We start from the raw sequence: 17,692 nt of genomic DNA on the forward strand, positions 1-17,692 counted from the left end.
CTTCATCGCGAAGCACCGAGGGATCTGGCCGGTGGCATGGATGTGCGGGGCGCTCGGTGTCTCGCGAAGCGGGTTCCATGCCTGGCTCACCAGAGCGCCATCGCAACGTGCCAGGGACGATGAAGTGATCGGTGCCAGGGTCAGGGCCAGCCATGTCGGCAGCTATCGCACCTATGGTGCCCGCCGTGTCTGGCACGATCTGCTCGCCGAAGGCATCTCCTGCGGCCTGCATCGGGTCGAACGGCTTATGCAGGCACAGGGGCTACGGGCACGGCCCCGTCGTCGCGGACTGCCCAAGGATCAGGGCGAACGTTCGGTCATCGCCGGCAACGTGCTGGATCGCCAGTTCACCGCCGACAGGCCCAATCAGAAGTGGGTGGCTGACTTCACCTATATCTGGACGGCCGAAGGATGGCTCTACGTGGCCGCCGTGATCGACCTGTTCTCCCGTAGGGTGGTTGGCTGGTCAATGAGCGGCACCATGACTGCCCAGCTCGTCACTGATGCGCTGATCATGGCGATCTGGCGGCGCGGCAAGCCCGATGCCCTGCTGCACCACTCGGATCAGGGCAGCCAGTATACCAGTGAGCAGTTCCAGCGGCTGATGGCTGACAATGGCGTCACCTGCTCGATGAGCCGGTCCGGCAATGTCTGGGATAATGCCGCCATGGAAAGCTTCTTCTCCTCGCTCAAGACCGAGCGGATCGGGAAGAAGGTCTACCGAACGAGGGCCCCGGCGAAGGCCGACGTGTTCGATTACATCGAATGCTTCTACAACCCGACCCGGCGCCACTCGACCCTGGGTTACCTCAGCCCTATCGACTTCGAACGAGAAGCTGGGGTAGCCTGAATGAGCTTATCTCGGTGTCCGCCAAACCGGCAGCAGGCCAGAAGCAAGTCGCGCTGCTTGCGCGCAGCGGTGTGAGTTTTGAGAAGCGCTATCGGCTGAAAATCTACCCCGGACAGTGGCTTGAGGCCGCGCCTACATCTGCCGTGCTGGTCCTGACCAACACGCCCGCCACCGGACTCGGCCTCGCGCTCCCCGCCGGCAGCACAGCCCTCTATGCTACGCGTCGCGATGGCTCGCTGCAACTGCTCGGCCTGGACGCCACGAAGGACCGAGCGACAGGCGAGGTGTTCCGCCTTGCCGCCGGTCGCAGCTCGCAAGTGCTGGTCAGCAACGACCGCATCAATTCAAGCGAAGCCCGGCTGCGGGTGACCAATGCTAACTTGATCCCCGTCACCGTGGACATCCCCATCGCTAGCTCTGGACCTGTCATCAAGGCTGATGGCGTGTCGCTGCCGCTGGTCGACGGCCTGCCCACCTGGACGCAGACCGTGCCATCAGGCGGAACCGCCGAACTGCGCTACTCGTTCAAATAGGTGAGCCTAGCTGGTAAGGGCAGGCGCCCTTATATCAGCTGAACGAATGACTGAAGCTGAGCAGCCAGCAGGGCGTTCTGGATGACCGCTGTTGGGTCTTCAAGGATCAAGCAGCTACCTGAACGAACGGCAGGTTCACGCGATTTCGTTCCTGATTCCGGACAGTCTCAAACGTCCGACAACCCGGCCGTTCACGCCTCCGATTTACGACTTGATGAATTAACGTCCGCTTTCGCCAAGCTGCGCTCGCAAGGAGGCGTCCGGATCGTCCAACAGCCCGGACCTTGGAGAGACGGCTTAAGATGATGCACAAATGGCCGGTGTTGGCGTAACCGGACGTTCCCAGTCGCGGCACCGAACGACCGGAAAGCCCCAAACCACGTCCTCCAGACTCTGCTCCAGTTGTTGGCTGATTAATCAGCGGATAGCGACCACCTTGACGTCTGTGGCCACCGCAACCTTTTTCCAATTGAGATCGCTGGTCCAGGCGGGCAGTCCGTCGCGGCGAGCCAGCGCCAGGCAGAACCGGTCGCCCAGCGACAAGCCAGCTTCAGCCGTGACCGCCCGCAAGCGCCCGGCCATCTGCGCCAGCGCCTTGTCGACCGGCACGATCGCAATCGGCAGGGGGTCGAGCATCGCATCCACTTCGCGTTCGGGCATGCCGGCGTGGATGAAATGAGTGACCACCTCGGCATAGTTGACCACGCTGATCCGCGCGGTCGAGATGGCGGCGGCGACCTTGGCAGCGCCACGCTCGCCCTTGATCATGGCCAGCAGCGCGGACGCGTCGAGAACGATCTCACTCACTCGCCGCTGTCCTCGCGGCGTCGGGCCAGGAACGCATCGACCGACGTGTCCGAGTTGTCGCCGGTATAGCGCTTTGCCAGCGCCTGCGCGCGTGCCACGGCCTGCGCTGCGGTGCGCAGGACAACACCGTCGTCGGTTTCGTCGAGGTAGACCGCGCCGCCGCCGTTCAAGCCGAGACGTTTGCGAATGTCAGCCGGCAGACTCATACGTCCGTTTGGCGTAATGTTCACTTGGATCGTCATCTGAGCCTCACTGTGTGCTTGGGAGCTAGCATATGATACTATAGCCAAGATGCCCTAAACGATCAACGGTGCGGCGTATGTGTCACACTGAGCAAAATCATGACACCCCCCCTCACCTGTGCCACGCCAGAGCAACTCACTTTCTATGCTTAGACATCATGGTGATTCCGGGAGTGTTATTGTTCAGAACAGAAATGCGGGACTGGGCGCGCGTCACGAAAACAGAAAAGAGGCATCGCAACGTGACCATGCACAGAACAATTCTCCGGGCCCAATAGTGGCAAGGAGACCATCGGCGGCGATGCTGCATCGTCCGAGCGCCTTAAGTTACTAACGCCCCCAAGTGCCCGTACAATTACCATGATGAACCGCGGGACCGGACCATTGCCGCATCGATACGCGCGCCGCGCCCATGCGCTTGACCCCGATGACCGCCTGATCGGAACGCTCACGCGGGCCGCACCGGTCGACCTGCCGCCGATCAGCGCGCTAGGTCTTGAGACTGCGCTCGAGGCCATGGCGCCCGCGTCGAAGCTGGCGATCGCGGCAGATATCGATTGCTGGCTCAACTGATGCGCACGAGCGTCGTCACGGGCTCCCCGCAGCCCCCGAGGACTTGGTCCGCTACCTGCGCGCGCTGGAAGCCGACGGCAAGAAGGCCGCGACGCTTACGCGCCGGATCGCCAGTGTCGCAACTGTCCATCGCATGCTCGAGTTTGGTGGCGAAATGCCGCCGACATCTGCGCCGATGGTGCGCAATCCGCTGCGCGCCAATCGCTGCCGTAAAGGCGCGGCGCAGCGGCAGGCCATCAGCATTGACGAGAGCGTGGAGTTTGGTTGTAAGGCCGCCCCGGGAACGTCCCATGCCATGATCTCTAGATCCCCGCTTTTGCCCGTCGCACCGTGCTGGTGGACGCGCATGCAGGTGGAATCAATCATCACCAACTCACCATTGAAGCCGGCGGATACTGCCACCAGCAGCCGGTCCCATACACCGGCCCTTCGCCAGCGGACGAACCGGTTGTAGCAGGTTGTTGACGGCCCATAGCGCTCTGGGATCTCTGCCCAAGGCCCACCGGACCGGAAACGCCGGAGGATGCCATTCAGGACCCGCCGATCATCTACCCGAGGCACCCCACGCGGCTTGTTGGGCAGTATGGCTCAGATGAGCCATTCTTTGTCCGTCAATTCATACAGCCGACGCGCCATACGCCCTCCGTTTCCAGAAGTGCCTGAATCACGCTACGCGCAACAGCTCAACCCAATTTATGAGTTCGCGCCCTAGAACGTCCTCGCGATGGTCCAGTTGGCTTCGACGCGGATTTGGCTACGCGCTTATGAGTCGACGGCCTAACCCAGGGCCATCGATCGGGACAACGCGGTCGCGCGTCCTGTTTCCATGCGGTCATTGGCATGTCCGCTACCCCGCCAGGATGCCGCCGGGAGTCGAGTGGCACAGTTGCAAACCCCGCTTTACAAGCCGCCGGACCTGAGACTTGCGATGTTCGCCATCTCCCGGCCATTCTCCTGGTCCCAGCAGGACATCGGCCGCTTCGCGCAAGCTTGCGCCGGCCTGGCTGAGATCGTTCGCGAGAAGCGCGAGGTGTTGACGCTTGAACCAGCCATTGGGCGATTGCCGGACAAAAGGAGAGAAGAGGGATTGCAAAGCCCTGATCTGCCGCTCCAGCCTGTGGTCGGCGATGATCTCGAAGCACAGGTTCGCTCGGTCCGGTGAGACAGCCCCGTCGATGACGTCGATCCGGACGACCTCACCGGCGCGATCAAACGCAATGTGCTCGCCGACCGAACTGGCGACACGCCGCAGCCCGGCTCTCTGGAAATCAAAGCTGCTGGGAATTTGCCCGGCATCGACTACGATTCGGGCACGAAGAACACCAGGATCAAGAGCTGCGGACCAGATCGGCAATACGCAAGTGCAATCATGGGCGGGATCCTCGACGAAAATGAAGCCCCCAGTCGCCGGGCGCATCGACACCTGGCGGACCGGCTTCGCCTGCCGCAGGAGAGGAGTTGGCGTCGGCAAACATCGCAACGTATTCAGGATTGCGGCGCAGCACTTCCCAGGCGAGTCCGGCCCGGCCCCGATGTGCGAGCGCGTCAAGCCGTTGGCCAAGCCCGGCGCGCATCACTTGCCCGTTTCTACAGCCAGTCGGCTACCCGTGGCAGCAAAATTTTGCTGCGTAATCATCGCGGCCGATCAAGACCGCGGGAAGCGTACAAGGCATATCTCCGGGCCAAGGGGCCTCATTCGCGTCATCAGCATCGCTCCGGCTTGTCCGCACGGCCTCGCCTCGGCGAAGAGATGTGCAGCAATGACAGGTACTTGCTATGTCGATCGATCTGCCCCGAGCTGCTTGGATCTGTCATCCCATGTATATCGAGGGGTATATCTCCATTGCCGAGGCACAAACTGGGTTCAACGCATCGGCCGCCCCGATCGGACGTTCCTACATCGCGCTCAGCAGCTTGCGTAGCGTGAGCGAGGACTTGAAACTCCGCAGCTTTAGGTAAAGTCTGGCGAGCAGCGCACCGCGCGAATGGTAATGTGCTCGTATGCGCACGACTCCGGTGGCCTGATCACGGTTAAGATTTCAGGCGTAGGCTCAGCGATTGCCTGGGCAGGCCGATTGAAGCCGGCGGGCTAAAAGCTGCGGGGAGGCGCGGTCACCAACGGCAAGGAGGCAAGCGTGTGATTAAAGCAAGGACTTTGAGAACTGTCGCCGCGATTGCTTATCGGGGAGGCGCGGATCGGCCGATTCGCCGGCGCGTTGGCGCGAGGCAGCCGTGATCCTGGAGCGCCTTTCGCCGCGTCAGAGAGACTGCCTTAGGCTGGTATTCGAACGCCGGACCTCTAAGGAGATTGCCGCTACGCTTGGCATTGGCATCGGCACGGTCGATTCGTACATCGCCGAGGCGGTCGCGCTTCTTGGGGCGCAAAACCGCCGTCGTGCCGCAGAAATGCTGTTCGGCGACCTGCAGCCTGCACCCCCTGAACTTCTGGAACCTCAAAAGACGGGGGTGGCCTCGGTCGATACCTGCCCATCACTTCCCGGAACCGCACAGCAGCCACGCAACTGGTTGGGAGTGCTACCCTTTCGTATCTCGGGAGTTGAACCCAATGATCTCAAGCCAAGTCGCCGACTGTTCTGGATTCTCCAGATCGCCTTCGGCCTCGCCATCAGCTTCGGAATGTTCGTTACCGGGCTCGCCGTCATCTCGCGCTTGCTTGGATACTCTTGAGCGGGATCGCCCCGGCGTGGTCGGGCTCGTGAGCGACCTGATTGCTTACGAACGGCTCTTGCAGACTCTGTTTGCCAAAGGTGGCGAACTCGCGACCGCGGCGATCATCGCGCAGGTAGGTCAGAAGGTATCCCCGATCTGCGGGCATCAAATTCTCACGGCTATTAGCAACGCGCAACTGCTCACGTCCAATGCGCTTGGCCACATCGCTCAGGCGCATCGTGAACTTGAGACCCTGGCGCAACGGCTCGGCATCGACATTCGCGCGTTCGGTGATGTGCTAAAACCCCCGTCCGCGTCTGGCTGAGGGAGATCTTCGGCCCCGCGGTCTTGCAGGTGGCTAAACACAAACCAGTGCGAGGACGCTACGTGCCGGAGAGCTTTGTCTATATCACGCTCCTGCTCCTCACCGGATTCCTGACCGGGTCGCGCGGCGGGGCACCCGAGAGGATCACCAGCGCCGTGATGCTGGGCGCGACTATAGCCACGCTCGCCGCGAATGCAGAGGGTGCCTTGGATTATCGACACGTCGAATGGCGGTTGTTCTGGATCGATGTTGCCGTGCTGGGCGCGTTTATCGCTGTCGCTTTATATGCCGACCGGTTCTGGCCACTGTGGGTTGCGGCGTTGCAGTGCATCGCAGTTGCGGCTCACGGGGCCCGCGCCTTCGAGCCGACTATCCTGCCACTCGTTTACTGGTGGGTATTGGGAAAGGTCTCCTATCCGATGATGTTGATCGTGTGCATCGGTACCGCCCGCCACCAGCACCGTCAGCAGCGCGTGAGCATGGCGGTCGTCGACCAAACGGCGTCGACCATTGCCATCGCTGGTGCTGGAAGCTTGGCCGCCAGGAGCTGGAAGACGCAAACGATTCGGCGCGGTAAACCTTGCTCGCTAGAGGGGGAACGGGGCTATGGTGGGCGATCACCAGACTAGCGAGCGCGTGTATCTCTGCTTGAAAGTCGACATTCTCAGCAGCCGTCAAACCACCGAGCGTCTTAATATCAATGCGCTGGCGCACAAGTACGAGGCCAGCGCCACCCCGGTGCGCGAGGCGCTGCTGCGACTTGTCGGCGAAGGTCTGGTCGACATGCCAGGAACCGGCGGATTTGTACTTCGCCAAGTCGACGGCGCGATCGCGCGAGACTATTATCAGTTTGGTCTTGACTTGGCGCTGGCGTGCGTGCGCCACGCGCGTGGTCCGCACACGCCTGACCTTACAGCAAGCCGCCTGCGGTATCCGATCGACGCGCTGCTGATCGCCGTGGCCTCGCGAGCCGGCAATGAGGCGATGCATGCGGCGGTGGCGCGGCTGAACGATCAGATGCATCCGATCAGGACGATGGAAGAGCGGCGCATGACGGGGCTGGCGCTTGAATTCGACGGTCTTTTGAGAGCTTGCGCGGCTGATGACACCACCAGCCTGCCCAGAGCACTGCGTGCCTATTTCCAGCGGCGGCAGAAGCATATTGGAAGAATATTAGGTGAAGAGCCGTAGAGGCCTGAATTAATTTTTTTCAAATCTGCGTATATATCGCAGTATAGACTTTGATATATCCTTAACCCGCCGGATTATTGACCTGTCGCAATTAGGCGACTCGCCAATAGAGGCACTTCATGACCCAAGAAACAAAAACCGAGACCGACTTGATCGATCTTGGATCGGCCACCGCGCAGACGCAGGGCAATGGCGGCGCCATCGTGCCGGACGCTCCGCAACCCCGTCAGCTAACGGGCATGTTGGTCGATTGACCCGCGTGTGGGCCGGACCATGCACAGGTCCGGCCCACGCCTGCTAGTGAGGGCAAGCGCAATGCTAGCATCATGGGTGTCGTACTGCCGCGTCGACGAGACAGCCGTCTTTCTCGATGTGCGGCGAAACCGCTACAGCGCGTTGCCTTGGGCGGCGGCGAAGCCCATCGTCCATCACGATCCCGGCGCCACGCCAAGTCGGCTTACGCAAAGGATGGAGGCTTGGGGATGGTTCGATGACCCGTCGGCGAAGCCCCGCCCTCGTCAACCCGATCCCGTCGCGCTCGAGGAGCTCGGTCCTGATTTCCGGAATGGCCATACCTCACCGCGTTTGCTCGCGCAGTCGCTGTGGCTGCTAGGATGTCTGCGCGTGCAATTGGCTGCGCGCCGGCTCGAGCAGGTGCTTACACAGGTCAGCATCCGCAACAGTGCTATCACCGATTCGATCTCCTTTGAGCCTGACGTTCTTGCGCCGACGCTTGCCGCGTTTCGGACGATCGAACGATACGCGCTGAGAAACGACACATGCCTGCTGCGCTCGCTCGCGCTGCAAGCCGCCCTGGCAAAGCAAAGCCTGGCAAGCAGCCTCGTCATTGGTGTCAAGCTACACCCGTTCGAGGCGCATTGCTGGCTTCAGCATGGCACCACCCTGCTCAATGACACGGTCGAACGGATCGGTCTGTTCGTACCGATCAGGGTGGTCTCGTGATGCGTCGGTTCTTGGCCGTGTTGACGCATCCGGGGACTGTGCCTGCGATCGCGCAAACTGCGTTGCATTACGGCAAGGGCGCGGGCCTCGCGCCGATCTCGCAAATGCCGGGACTCCTGTTGATGGCCCAGAACATGGAGGCGTTCGCCATCGACACCGAGGCGTTCTCGGGCGGGATCATCGGTGACCTTTACTTCCGGCATGGCCCAGGCGAAGCCTTCGACGGGACGGCCACCGCGATCGAGAGGCTGGCACCGATCTGTCGGAGCGCAGAGCTAGCAGAGCGATGCTGGGGATCGTTTCTGCTGCTGGGTAGGCCCGACATGGGCAGCGAGTTCGCGGCCTATCATGCGCCGTTCTCCTCGCTGCCGGTCTACTATGCTTGCGCGGGCGACGCGCTTGTTCTGGCCTCAGATGCGCATCTGTTGGCAGGATGCACGCAAGTGCGCGCCCGGATTTCATGGCCTAACATCGCGAGCCAGCTCGCATTCGACGACTTTGCCGCGCGGACGACCTGTCTCACAGGGATCTGCGAGCTGCGCGGTGGCGAGACGCTCGAATGGCCTCTGAACGCGGCCCTGATAACCCGCTTCAACTGGAATCCCTGGCACCATGCGTCACAGGACCGCTGGCTGGACGAGGAAGAGGCTGCCAAAGTGCTTCTCGAGCGCGAGATCATGCGCTGTACCTCGGCGCGCATCAGCAGGTTGACCCTGCCTTTGCTCGATTTGTCAGGAGGCCTCGACTCTTCGCTCCTCGCCGCGATGGCGGCACGCCGAAAGACCGAGGTGCGGGCGGTCACCGTGTTCTCGGCAGCGACAGAGGGCGACGAGCGAGGGTTTGCGCGGGCGGTCGCCGAACATCTGGGTATCAAACTTGCCGAAGCTGAGCCCCAGGCCGAGCGCGTCGATGTGCGCCTTTGCCCGACGCCATACTTGCCGCGCCCGCACGCGCGATCGTTCGTCCAGGAAATCGATCGGCTGACGCTGGGGGCAGCGCCGGATGCGACCGCCTTCATCAATGGCGGCGGCGGTGATGCAGTCCTGTGCCACTTGCAAAGTTCAGGGCCAGCGGTCGATCGCTGGAGATCGCAGCATCGGCTCGGCGGTTTCCTGCACACGGTCACCGAATTGTCGGCAGCCGCGCAGGTCAGCTTCTGGGTGGGCCTGCGCAAGGCCGTGGCCAAGTCGATGCGAACGCACGCCCAAGTCCCGCTCGCGAAGAATCCGACATTCCTGTCAGCGGATGTACGCTGTGTGCTTGCCGACACCGAGCTTCCGTGGCCGCCCCCTCCCCCGGACTTGTGTCCGGGCAAACTGGAGCACGTGCGGGGCATTTACTCGAGTTGCTTCAACATGCATGGGTTCGCCCGGTCGGGCAGCCTCAAGGCGGTCTATCCTATGCTGTCGCAACCGCTGATCGAGATATGCTTGCGGATTCCCACCTGGATGTGGCTTGGCAACGGGCACAATCGCTATCTGGCTCGCAGGGTGGCCGCCAAGTGGCTCCCACCCCAAGTCGCCTGGCGCCGCTCCAAAGGTGGGCTTGGGCGTTTGCAGCGCGACGTCTACCGGCTCAACAAGGAGCGCTTGCGCGAAATGCTGCTGGACGGGGCGCTGCAAGCGGCGGGGCTCGTGGATCGGCGGGCCATCGAGGGGCAGCTGGCACCCGGTGCCGACCTTACGTCCCATCAGTTCCCGCGTCTGCTGCGGCTGGCCGACTTCGAGGCCTGGGCGCAGCATTGGGCGTGAGGTCCGCCGTCGTGCGCTGGCTGGGACAGGCGACGGGGGGCCGCGACCGCCACGCGACAAGCGCGTTGAGATTGCGCCGGTAGATCGCGGCGCGGTGCGCCGGCTGCCACTTCACATGGTATTCGTCGGGATAGAGGTACATTTCGATCCGGACGCCCGCATTGCGCACGGCAGCCACGGTGGCGAGTGCCATGCGGGCTTCGCGGTCGGCCGCCTGGATCTGAATCTCGGCGCAGATATGTTCCGCGTTCATAGCGAGGCTCATTTCGTGCCAGCTGTCCCGATGGCGCTCCCACGGCACCGGGTAGCCATTCATCCGTTGCATCTCTTCATATGCGGGGCCGATCGCAGTGGTGGTCACGGCGGGATCTTCGCAGCAGGTGCTGAGCAAGGCCAGGCTGAACACGCGGGAATGGATCAGCGCATAGGTGGCGGTGGACGCGCCATCGCTGAGGCCGGTCACCGCGATGCGGGACATATCGAGCGGCACGACGGCCGCGGCCTGCCTGATGGCCTCAAGCAGAGAATCGTGCACGCTGGCCCGATCGGCCCAGTTCGCCATCAGATCCTGCTGGCTGGCCGGCCGGCCCGACCGCGCGAGCCAGACGCCAAGGTCCATCGGACGGTTGATACTCAGGACTGCAAAGCCTGCATCGGCCATGGCTCGTATCGGGTATTCGTCACCGGTGCCGCCGCGCAGGAAGCCGCGCGTCTCGTACTGCACCACGACGAGCGGCAATCGCGCTTCGACGGCGACGCGCTGCGGCACGACGAGGTCGCCGAAGGCGGGGAGGCCGAAGCGGTTGGTCCAGCGCAGGCGCGTGATCCTCGCGGGCGCTACGGCGTTCCACTCCGGATTGAGATCGACTAGCGGCGTGCCATGTCCGGTTTGCAAGTCGAAGCTGATGATGTCACGCGGGAACGCGGATCGCTCGCGCCCGCACACCAGGCGCTCGCCGGCCAGCGTACACCCGCTCAAGGCATCGTCGGTCGCGGCGATACGGCGCGGCGCCTGCCGCCCGGGACGCCACGTATAGAGCGCGGTGCGCGATGAAGCGTGGCCTTCACGGCGCACGAAGACAACGGACTGGAGCGGCGCCGACCACCAGGCCGCCTCGGCTGCTTCGCAGGTCTGAAAACGACACGGTGTCTCCGCGCTTCCGACACGCGCGTGAACGCGGGTGCGAAACGCACCCGCAGGTTGAGAGTCGAGCGACACCCAGGCGCGGTTCGCACCCGCATTTACCGCCGCGTTTACCATTGGGATTGCCGTTCGCACCGCCCCGGTCCGGTTCAGGGTCAGCCGGACGCGAGCGGCCTCGAAGCTGCCGCGCACGAACGGCGTGGTCGTGGCCAACATCCAGAACCGGTCATCGTAGCGATAGCCATCGCGGCCTTCTTGCGCCTGGCGGCGCTCGGCATCGAGACGTGGTGCATTGGTTTCATAGTCCAGGGTTGTGGCATCATCTGCCCAGGAAAAATCGGTGACGTCGGCTGGCGGACGTGCGAGCGGCACCACGGCCCCGCCCGCCGCTGGCACGAGGAACAGGCCGTCGTAATCTTCGACGCGCTGGATGAAGGCGAGCCATCGGCCGTCGGGCGACCAGGCAGGCGTCAGGGGCCTGGGATTGCCCATCGGGAAGCCGGCCATTCCGTACATCGTGAAGGTGTCGCGCGCGAGCTGCGGGCCCAGCGTGATCGTCACCGGTCTTGCTTCGGGACGATCGAGATCGAACACCAGCAGGGCTTGGCAGTAGGTATTGCTGGTAGGCGCGGCCTGGCGAACCTGCACGGCGAGATGAGTGCCGTCGGGCGAGATCGCAAAGCCCGGTGGCGCGGCAGCGTCGAGGTTCGATCCGCCAAAGTCGCGTAAGGACAGCAGGTCCGCCGGCGTGGCGGGATGCGTGGCCGCCAGGACCTTCGAGGCGAGCGCGAGCCGGTCGCAGCGATGCGCCAAGCCAAGATCGGTCGCGTGGCCCGCTATCGCCGCTGGGCGCGCGGAGGAACCCTGCCCGTCAGGCTCCGCCGCCGCGCCGCTGGCGAGCACCAGAAACATGGCGCCAAGCGCGCTGCAAAACAACGCCGATGCTGGCGGTGGCGGGGACAGCTTCCTTGTCATCGCCCGCCGATCAGAGTGATTTCGCAATCGAGACGGCGACAAAGCGGCCGACGGGCGAGTAGTTGGTCGAATCGTAGGGTTCGACGTAAGGCGCTGCCAGCAAATAGGGCGGCTTTGTGTCGAACAGGTTCTCAACGGCAAGGCTGAGCGTGACATCGCGCAAGGCTCCCGAGCGGGCGGGGACGGTGTAGCCCAGGAACAGGTCGGCCGTGACGGTAGAGCGGACGATCGCAGTCACGGCCGTGCGCCGGTCCTTCAGCGGTCCCGTGTAATTCAGATAGCCAAAGGTCTTCAGGCCGTGCCCTTCCCATCCGAGGCTTGCACGGGCGCGATACCGGGCCGGGCTCCAGATCGATCCCGCAATATTGAAGGGGGCCGACGCGCTGTCGTTCCGCTGACGTGAGTCGAGCCAGCTGGCATTCAGCGCGGCGGTAACCGCACCGGGGCCGAGCGGCCCGGTATAGAACAGCCCAGCGTCGAGTCCCTGAATCTTCTGCGCCGCGACGTTGGTGTAGTGGTTGTCGATAATATAGGCGACTGCGCCAAGATCGCGAGTCACATTGCCGTAGGTGTCGACACCGGTGTCGGAGGACGCGACCGCCGCCTCGACTTGCTGGCGTGTCGGATTGCGCACGATGTACCCGGCATAGACGGGGTTAAGCGCATCGAGGAAGTTGCCGATCGGCTGCACCACCCGGTCGCGGTAGCGCACGCGAAAGTAGGTCAGATCGAGCCCGAGATCCGGGACGGCGGTGGGCTGGAATGAGGCGCTCCAGCTCATGCTCGTGGCGCGCTCTGCATCGAGCCCCGGTGTGCCGCCGCCGGTGTACAACGCGCTGCCGCCCGCTGGCGCATCCGAGCCGATGAGCGTCGCCGCCTCGATCAGCGTCGCCGACCGGCCTTGCAGTTGCTGCAGCAGCGTCGGCGCCTTGAACGAGCGGCCCCATGAGAACTTGAGTTCCACTGCATCGGCGGGCCGGTAGATCACACCGAGCTTGGGCGTCGTGATACCGCCAAACGCATTGTAGTGGTCGTAGCGACCAGCGAAAGACACCGAAAGCGCGCGCAGGAGTGGTCGCGCGTTGTCGGCCGAGACCAGCGGTACGAAGAGTTCGCCGTAGGCGTACGTGTCGCGCTGCCGGCCGCCCAGGCTCTTGCCGGTCATAAGGTTGATGTTCTGGAAGCGGTTCATCCGGTGACCGCCGCCCGCGACCAGCTTGACCGCACCTGCGGGAAGATGGACCAAGGGCCCGCTCACGAAGGCTTCGACGCTGGCGAGCGAATTGCAGTAGCACACCGTCGCGGCGTAGATCGGGGTGCCGTCAACCGATGTCTCGTCGTGAGCGGTGGTGCGGTCACGCGAGAGAACGCCGCGCAGCGATACGGTCCAGCCACCGCCTGCATCGACATCGATCCCCGGTGCGAGCGAGATCATGCGATCCTTGACGCGAACGGTGCCCAGGCTGCCGTAGGTGGTGATTGCGCGGGTCTGATCCCGCGCGTTGTAGAGCCCGTCCACGCTGAGGTGGATCGCGACGCCCAGGTTCTGTGTCGCGCGCAGCAGGCCGGAATGAGTGCCCTGCCGGGGCAGGAGCATGTAGGGCGCGTCGCCTAACTGGGCGGTGTAGCCGCGCTGGCGCGCCTGGATGGGGGTGTTGTGCCGGAAGTTGTAGGACGCGAGGATCGCGCCGTGGTCCCACGTCGCACCTCCGGTGAGAGCGTAGTCCTGCGTGAAGCCACCGCCTCGCGTCGCCTGGCCCAGGCGGGCACGCGCGGTCAGACCGTCGAACGGCTTGCGCAGAATGACGTTGACGACGCCGGCGACCGCATCCGACCCGTAGATCGCCGAAGCGCCATCGGCGACCACGTCGACGCGCTCGATCGCGTCGACCGGGATCGCGGAGACATCGACGCCCTGCGAGAAGCCGCCATAGGCCATGCGATTGCCGTTCAGGAGAGTGAGAGTCGCATCGCCGCCGAGGCCGCGCAGGTTAACCTGCGAGCCACCGGTGATGTTCTGGTTGCCGAGGCCGCCGGCGCTGGCTCCCGACCCCACCCCGGGGTTCTGGCCGCCCGCGAAGTTTTGCGGCAGCGCGCGCAGCGCGGCACCGAGGTCGCCGAAGCCGCCAGTGACGATGTCCTCGCGCCCGATCTGCAGCACCCGCGAGGCGATCGGCGCGCCGCGGATCCGTGAGCCGCTGACGACGATCGTGTTGTCGGCGGCAGTTTGCGGATCGATCGCCTCGGTCACCGTGGTCCCTCGCCCCGCGATGAGAATGCTCCCATTGCGATTGCGTGCGACGAGGCCGCTGCCCTGCAGCAGGAGAGCCAGCGCCTCGTCGGTGGTGAGTTCGCCATCGATAGCCGGCGCGGTCCGGCCCGCCACCGACTGGGGTGAGAACAGGATCTCGCGCGCCCGGTCGCGTCCGAGCGCGCGCAGCGCATCGCCGAGCGGCTGGGCTGGCAGATGAACCGCACGCCTGGCTTCCTCGGCGCGCGCCGCGACGGCAGGCGTGATGAGTAGCGCGGTCAAGACAAGTCTGCTCACAATCGAGTTGGTCATGGTCCCCCCAGCATCATGAAAATTGCTGTTCGGAACCCTCCATGCCGCGCCCGCGAACTTTATGAGACCGCGACGAAATTTTTCCGGCAGGCGCCTATCGCCGGACGAGAACGAGCGCCTCCCCGTTATGGCGCACGGCAAGCCCGAGGAGCTCGGCAAGGTTGCCGGCGAGGCGCTCGGTATCGCGAATGCCGAAGGTGCCGGACACTTGCAGGCCGGCAAGGTCGGGGGAGGCGAGCACGATCGGCTTGCCGGCGTACCGGTTGGCTTCGCCGACGAGATCGCCGAGGCGCACGGCGCGAAAATCGCGAAGGCCATCGGGCCAGTCGCGGCTGGCGGGCAGCCGGGGTGACGGGCGAACTTGCGCAGTGCCGAGCGCGAGCGAGTGGCCGGCGGTCAGGCGGGTGGCGGCGCTTTGCCGCGTGGCTGAAGCCTCGCCCGGCCGCCGCGCCTGCGGCGCAACGCTCGAGCGTACGTCGACCGCGCCCTCGATCAGATCGACCACCGCGGTGCGGTGCGCGCCCAACGTGATATCGAACACGGTACCGCGGGCGATGACCAGGTTGCCGGCGGCGGCGACGACAAAAGGCCGGGCCTCGTGGGCAACGGCAAAGCGCGCGCGACCACGGGTGAGCGCAAGGTCGCGGCGCGCCGCCGAGAACGAGACGGAGACATCGCTGTCAGTATCGAGCGTGAGGCGCGAGCCATCGGCAAGCGCGAAGTCGCGGACTTCGCCGCGAGCGGTGGCAAGCACACGCTGCTGCGCTGGCGGGGCCGACACGAAAGCACCCAGGTTGTGCAAGAGTAGGGTGGTGGCGGACACAATGCCGATCACCAGCACCATGGCGATTGCTGCGCGGCGAACGACGGTGGTGAGCGAGCGCGGCGCGCTTGCGACCGTCACACCAGAAAAGGCGCCACTCTTCGCATCAGGCAAGAGCTTGAGGCCCTTGCCCAGGCTGAAGGTCTCGCCGATGCGATTGAACGCGTCCCGGTGGAGCGGGTCTGCCGCAAGCCAGGTCTCGAAGGCGGGTCGGCTGAGCTCGGCGTCCGGCCCGCGCATGAGCGCAAACCAGCCCGCGGCCTCATCGCGCAAGGCCTGCCGGCGGGTACGTGTCTGCCTGGTCATTCGCTTTCGAGCGCCGCGTCGATATGCGCGAGGGATCGCGCCACGTGGTACTGGACGGTCGGGATCGAGATGCCAAGCTGCTCGCTGATTTCGCGATAGCTGAGTTCGTCGACGCGGTGGAGCAGGAACACGGTCCGGGTTTTGGCGGGCAGCGCGTCGAGCGCCTGGAGGTAGATGCGCATGACATCGCTCGCGCCAATGCGATCTTCCTGCTCGGCGCGCGCCGCGGGCTCCTGCCCATCGTCGAGCGGCAGGTGAGCCGCCACTTCGTCGCGCGCGCGGCGGCGGGTGCGTTCGAACAGAAGATTGCGGGCGATGCGCTGGAGATAGGGTGCCGGATGGCGCAGGGTCTCGCGCGCCATGAACGAGGCGAGGCGTGCGAAGGCTTCCTGCACCAGGTCGGGGGCATCGTCGGCGCCGCGCAGGCGGCGATGGAAGAAGCGCGCGAGCCGCGGCGCCTCATCGCGGAACAGCTGGTCCAGTTCAGCTTCGCACGGACCTGCTCCGCTCGGCGGAGACGGTGCAGCATGGCGCTGCTGCGCGAGCGCGCTGGCCTGTCGCTTGTGCATGAAAACGCACGACCTCGTAGGCCGGCAAGCGTCGCGCCCCGGAGGAGCCCGAGGTTGGCGAGGGACTAGCGACGCTGGGGATCGTCAGATCCCCGCCACCCGACCAGCGGTACAGGTGCGATGATGCCTGGCAAGCCAGGAGAAAGGCGCGTGCCGACTATCGGCGCCTTCACAATTGATCATAATGCAATGAATTTGAGGCGCAAGGCGCAAGGCGCCAGGAACGCCCGACTAGCCCTTTCACCGCCTGTCGCCGCCTATCGATGTGAGCGAGACAAAGATCATGCACGCGCTGCCCGAGCACTTGCGCGCGCTCGGCGTCACTAGCGAGGTACCTCACGTCACCGGAGCGACTCTCTTCGTAGACCGCCAGCTGAGCGATGATAGAGCCATCCCGCAAGCCGCTGGCCTGAGTGTGGGTGGAGACCGCCATGACGCCGACCAAGTTGCTCATTGTCCAGTTTCTCGTCGTGCTGGCGATCATCGTCGCGACGATCTGGACGGCAACGCAATGGGCGGCCGGACAGCTTGCCTACCAGCCGGAACTCGGCACACCCTGGTTCATAGTCTCCGGCGTGCGGATCTACCATCCGTGGGCGATCTTCGCGTGGTGGTTCTCCTTCGATGCCTATGCGCCGATCGTGTTCGACAAGGCGGGCGCGATCGCAGCGGGTGGAGGGTTCCTTGGCTGCGGCGCTGCAATCTTCGGCTCCGTGTGGCGCGCCCGCCAGGCGACGAACGTCACCACCTACGGTTCAGCCCGCTGGGCCACGCCGAAGGACCGCGCCAAGGCCAACCTGCTCGGTGACAAGGGCGTCGCACTGGGCCGCATCGGCAAGCGGTACTTGCGTCATGATGGCCCCGAACATGTCATGGTCTTTGCCCCGACGCGATCGGGCAAAGGCGTGGGCCTCGTCATCCCCACCCTGCTCTCGTGGACCGGTTCTGCCGTCATCCACGATATAAAGGGTGAGAACTGGCAGCTGACCGCCGGCTGGCGCGCCAAGTTCTCGCACTGCCTGCTGTTTAATCCGACAGACGCCCGCTCGGCGCGCTACAATCCGCTGCTCGAAGTGCGCCGCGGCGTCGACGAAGTCCGCGACGTCCAGAACATCGCCGATATCCTCGTCGACCCCGAAGGGGCGCTGGAGCGGCGCAACCATTGGGAAAAGACCAGTCACTCGCTGCTGGTCGGCGCGATCCTCCACATCCTCTATGCCGAGGAGGAAAAGACGCTCGCTCGGGTGGCGACCTTCCTCTCCGATCCGCAACGCTCGTTTGCCGCGACGCTGCGCCGGATGATGGAGACCAACTGGACTTGTAACGGTTTTGTGCCGGTCACCTCTCTCATTAAGCCACCTTGGCTTCGAAGGCGAGCGGGCTGATGCCGCCCAGATATGAATGACG

The 17,692-nt window shown here is 64.3% G+C and carries 18 protein-coding genes and 2 pseudogenes; 11 read left to right on the forward strand and 9 right to left on the reverse strand.

The annotated features are described in order from the left end of the window. Together GGR39_RS16820 and GGR39_RS16825 are read left to right on the forward strand one after the other, a co-directional pair. The coding region (locus GGR39_RS16820) for an IS3 family transposase (protein ID WP_183618919.1) at window positions 1-850 on the forward strand (850 nt) is incomplete at its 5' end. A 14-nt stretch (window positions 851-864) separates the two neighbouring features. Continuing rightward, window positions 865-1,383, forward strand: a complete 519-nt coding sequence (locus GGR39_RS16825) for a hypothetical protein (protein ID WP_183618921.1) — start codon at window positions 865-867, stop codon at window positions 1,381-1,383. Window positions 1,384-1,800: 417 nt separating this feature from the next. On the opposite strand, the gene GGR39_RS16830 is transcribed toward GGR39_RS16825, so the two are convergent. Further along, a complete protein-coding gene (locus GGR39_RS16830; RefSeq protein WP_183618922.1) occupies window positions 1,801-2,190 on the reverse strand; it encodes a PIN domain-containing protein in 390 nt (129 codons plus the stop codon). Then, window positions 2,187-2,432 (reverse strand): AbrB/MazE/SpoVT family DNA-binding domain-containing protein, encoded by a 246-nt coding sequence (locus GGR39_RS16835; RefSeq protein ID WP_183618924.1) that lies wholly within the window; start codon window positions 2,430-2,432, stop codon window positions 2,187-2,189. The genes GGR39_RS16830 and GGR39_RS16835 overlap by 4 nt, the downstream gene beginning before the upstream one ends. Before the next feature lie 363 nt (window positions 2,433-2,795). Between GGR39_RS16835 and GGR39_RS16840 the strand changes: the two genes are divergently transcribed. Next, on the forward strand, window positions 2,796-3,005 hold the full coding sequence (locus tag GGR39_RS16840; protein WP_183618926.1) for a hypothetical protein: 210 nt from the start codon (window positions 2,796-2,798) through the stop codon (window positions 3,003-3,005). Window positions 3,006-3,213: 208 nt separating this feature from the next. On the opposite strand, the pseudogene GGR39_RS16845 reads toward GGR39_RS16840, so the two are convergent. From GGR39_RS16845 to GGR39_RS17625, 3 genes and pseudogenes are all read right to left on the reverse strand, one after another. Further along, window positions 3,214-3,590 (reverse strand): annotated as a pseudogene (locus GGR39_RS16845) (IS5 family transposase); the annotation flags it as partial. A 262-nt stretch (window positions 3,591-3,852) separates the two neighbouring features. Then, window positions 3,853-4,422: a DNA -binding domain-containing protein gene (locus tag GGR39_RS16850; RefSeq protein WP_183618953.1), complete on the reverse strand. Its 570-nt coding sequence runs from the start codon at window positions 4,420-4,422 to the stop codon at window positions 3,853-3,855. Beyond that, window positions 4,373-4,579 carry a transcriptional regulator domain-containing protein gene (locus GGR39_RS17625; RefSeq protein WP_221226212.1) on the reverse strand — a complete coding sequence of 69 codons (207 nt, stop codon included), beginning with the start codon at window positions 4,577-4,579 and terminating at the stop codon, window positions 4,373-4,375. The genes GGR39_RS16850 and GGR39_RS17625 overlap by 50 nt, the downstream gene beginning before the upstream one ends. A 658-nt stretch (window positions 4,580-5,237) precedes the next feature. Between GGR39_RS17625 and GGR39_RS16855 the strand changes: the two genes are divergently transcribed. The 7 genes from GGR39_RS16855 (at window position 5,238) to GGR39_RS16880 (ending at window position 9,905) form a co-directional block, all read left to right on the forward strand. Further along, the gene (locus GGR39_RS16855; RefSeq protein WP_183618928.1) at window positions 5,238-5,693 is read left to right on the forward strand and encodes a sigma factor-like helix-turn-helix DNA-binding protein; all 456 of its coding nucleotides are present in this window, start codon (window positions 5,238-5,240) and stop codon (window positions 5,691-5,693) included. Further along, on the forward strand, window positions 5,680-6,000 hold the full coding sequence (locus GGR39_RS16860; RefSeq protein WP_183618929.1) for a hypothetical protein: 321 nt from the start codon (window positions 5,680-5,682) through the stop codon (window positions 5,998-6,000). The genes GGR39_RS16855 and GGR39_RS16860 overlap by 14 nt, the downstream gene beginning before the upstream one ends. Before the next feature lie 62 nt (window positions 6,001-6,062). Beyond that, window positions 6,063-6,629 carry a hypothetical protein gene (locus GGR39_RS16865; RefSeq protein WP_183618931.1) on the forward strand — a complete coding sequence of 189 codons (567 nt, stop codon included), beginning with the start codon at window positions 6,063-6,065 and terminating at the stop codon, window positions 6,627-6,629. Between the two features lie 19 nt (window positions 6,630-6,648). Further along, complete coding sequence (locus GGR39_RS16870; protein WP_183618933.1) at window positions 6,649-7,191, forward strand: GntR family transcriptional regulator; 543 nt, start codon at window positions 6,649-6,651, stop codon at window positions 7,189-7,191. Window positions 7,192-7,310: 119 nt separating this feature from the next. Beyond that, entirely contained in the window at window positions 7,311-7,445 is a 135-nt protein-coding gene (locus tag GGR39_RS17435; protein WP_281374531.1) for a hypothetical protein, read from the forward strand. A gap of 76 nt (window positions 7,446-7,521) precedes the next feature. Next, window positions 7,522-8,154 (forward strand): lasso peptide biosynthesis B2 protein, encoded by a 633-nt coding sequence (locus tag GGR39_RS16875; RefSeq protein ID WP_183618935.1) that lies wholly within the window; start codon window positions 7,522-7,524, stop codon window positions 8,152-8,154. Next, the gene (locus tag GGR39_RS16880) at window positions 8,154-9,905 is read left to right on the forward strand and encodes an asparagine synthase-related protein (protein ID WP_183618937.1); all 1,752 of its coding nucleotides are present in this window, start codon (window positions 8,154-8,156) and stop codon (window positions 9,903-9,905) included. Before GGR39_RS16875 ends, GGR39_RS16880 begins: the two co-directional genes overlap by 1 nt. Here GGR39_RS16880 and GGR39_RS16885 read toward each other — a convergent pair. The 4 genes from GGR39_RS16885 to GGR39_RS16900 form a co-directional block, all read right to left on the reverse strand. Beyond that, a complete protein-coding gene (locus GGR39_RS16885; protein WP_221226213.1) occupies window positions 9,835-11,961 on the reverse strand; it encodes an Atxe2 family lasso peptide isopeptidase in 2,127 nt (708 codons plus the stop codon). The genes GGR39_RS16880 and GGR39_RS16885 overlap by 71 nt on opposite strands. Window positions 11,962-12,034: 73 nt before the next feature. Further along, complete coding sequence (locus GGR39_RS16890) at window positions 12,035-14,587, reverse strand: TonB-dependent receptor (RefSeq protein WP_183618947.1); 2,553 nt, start codon at window positions 14,585-14,587, stop codon at window positions 12,035-12,037. A gap of 94 nt (window positions 14,588-14,681) precedes the next feature. After that, window positions 14,682-15,716, reverse strand: coding sequence for a FecR family protein (locus tag GGR39_RS16895; protein WP_183618949.1), 1,035 nt, complete (start codon window positions 15,714-15,716; stop codon window positions 14,682-14,684). After that, a complete protein-coding gene (locus GGR39_RS16900; RefSeq protein WP_183618951.1) occupies window positions 15,713-16,285 on the reverse strand; it encodes an RNA polymerase sigma factor in 573 nt (190 codons plus the stop codon). The genes GGR39_RS16895 and GGR39_RS16900 overlap by 4 nt, the downstream gene beginning before the upstream one ends. 431 nt (window positions 16,286-16,716) lie before the next feature. On the opposite strand from GGR39_RS16900, the pseudogene GGR39_RS16905 reads away from it, so the two are divergent. Then, window positions 16,717-17,598, forward strand: a pseudogene (locus tag GGR39_RS16905) (type IV secretory system conjugative DNA transfer family protein); the annotation flags it as partial. Window positions 17,599-17,692: the final 94 nt, after the last annotated feature.

Source organism: Novosphingobium fluoreni (assembly GCF_014196615.1).
Lineage (GTDB): Bacteria > Pseudomonadota > Alphaproteobacteria > Sphingomonadales > Sphingomonadaceae > Novosphingobium > Novosphingobium fluoreni.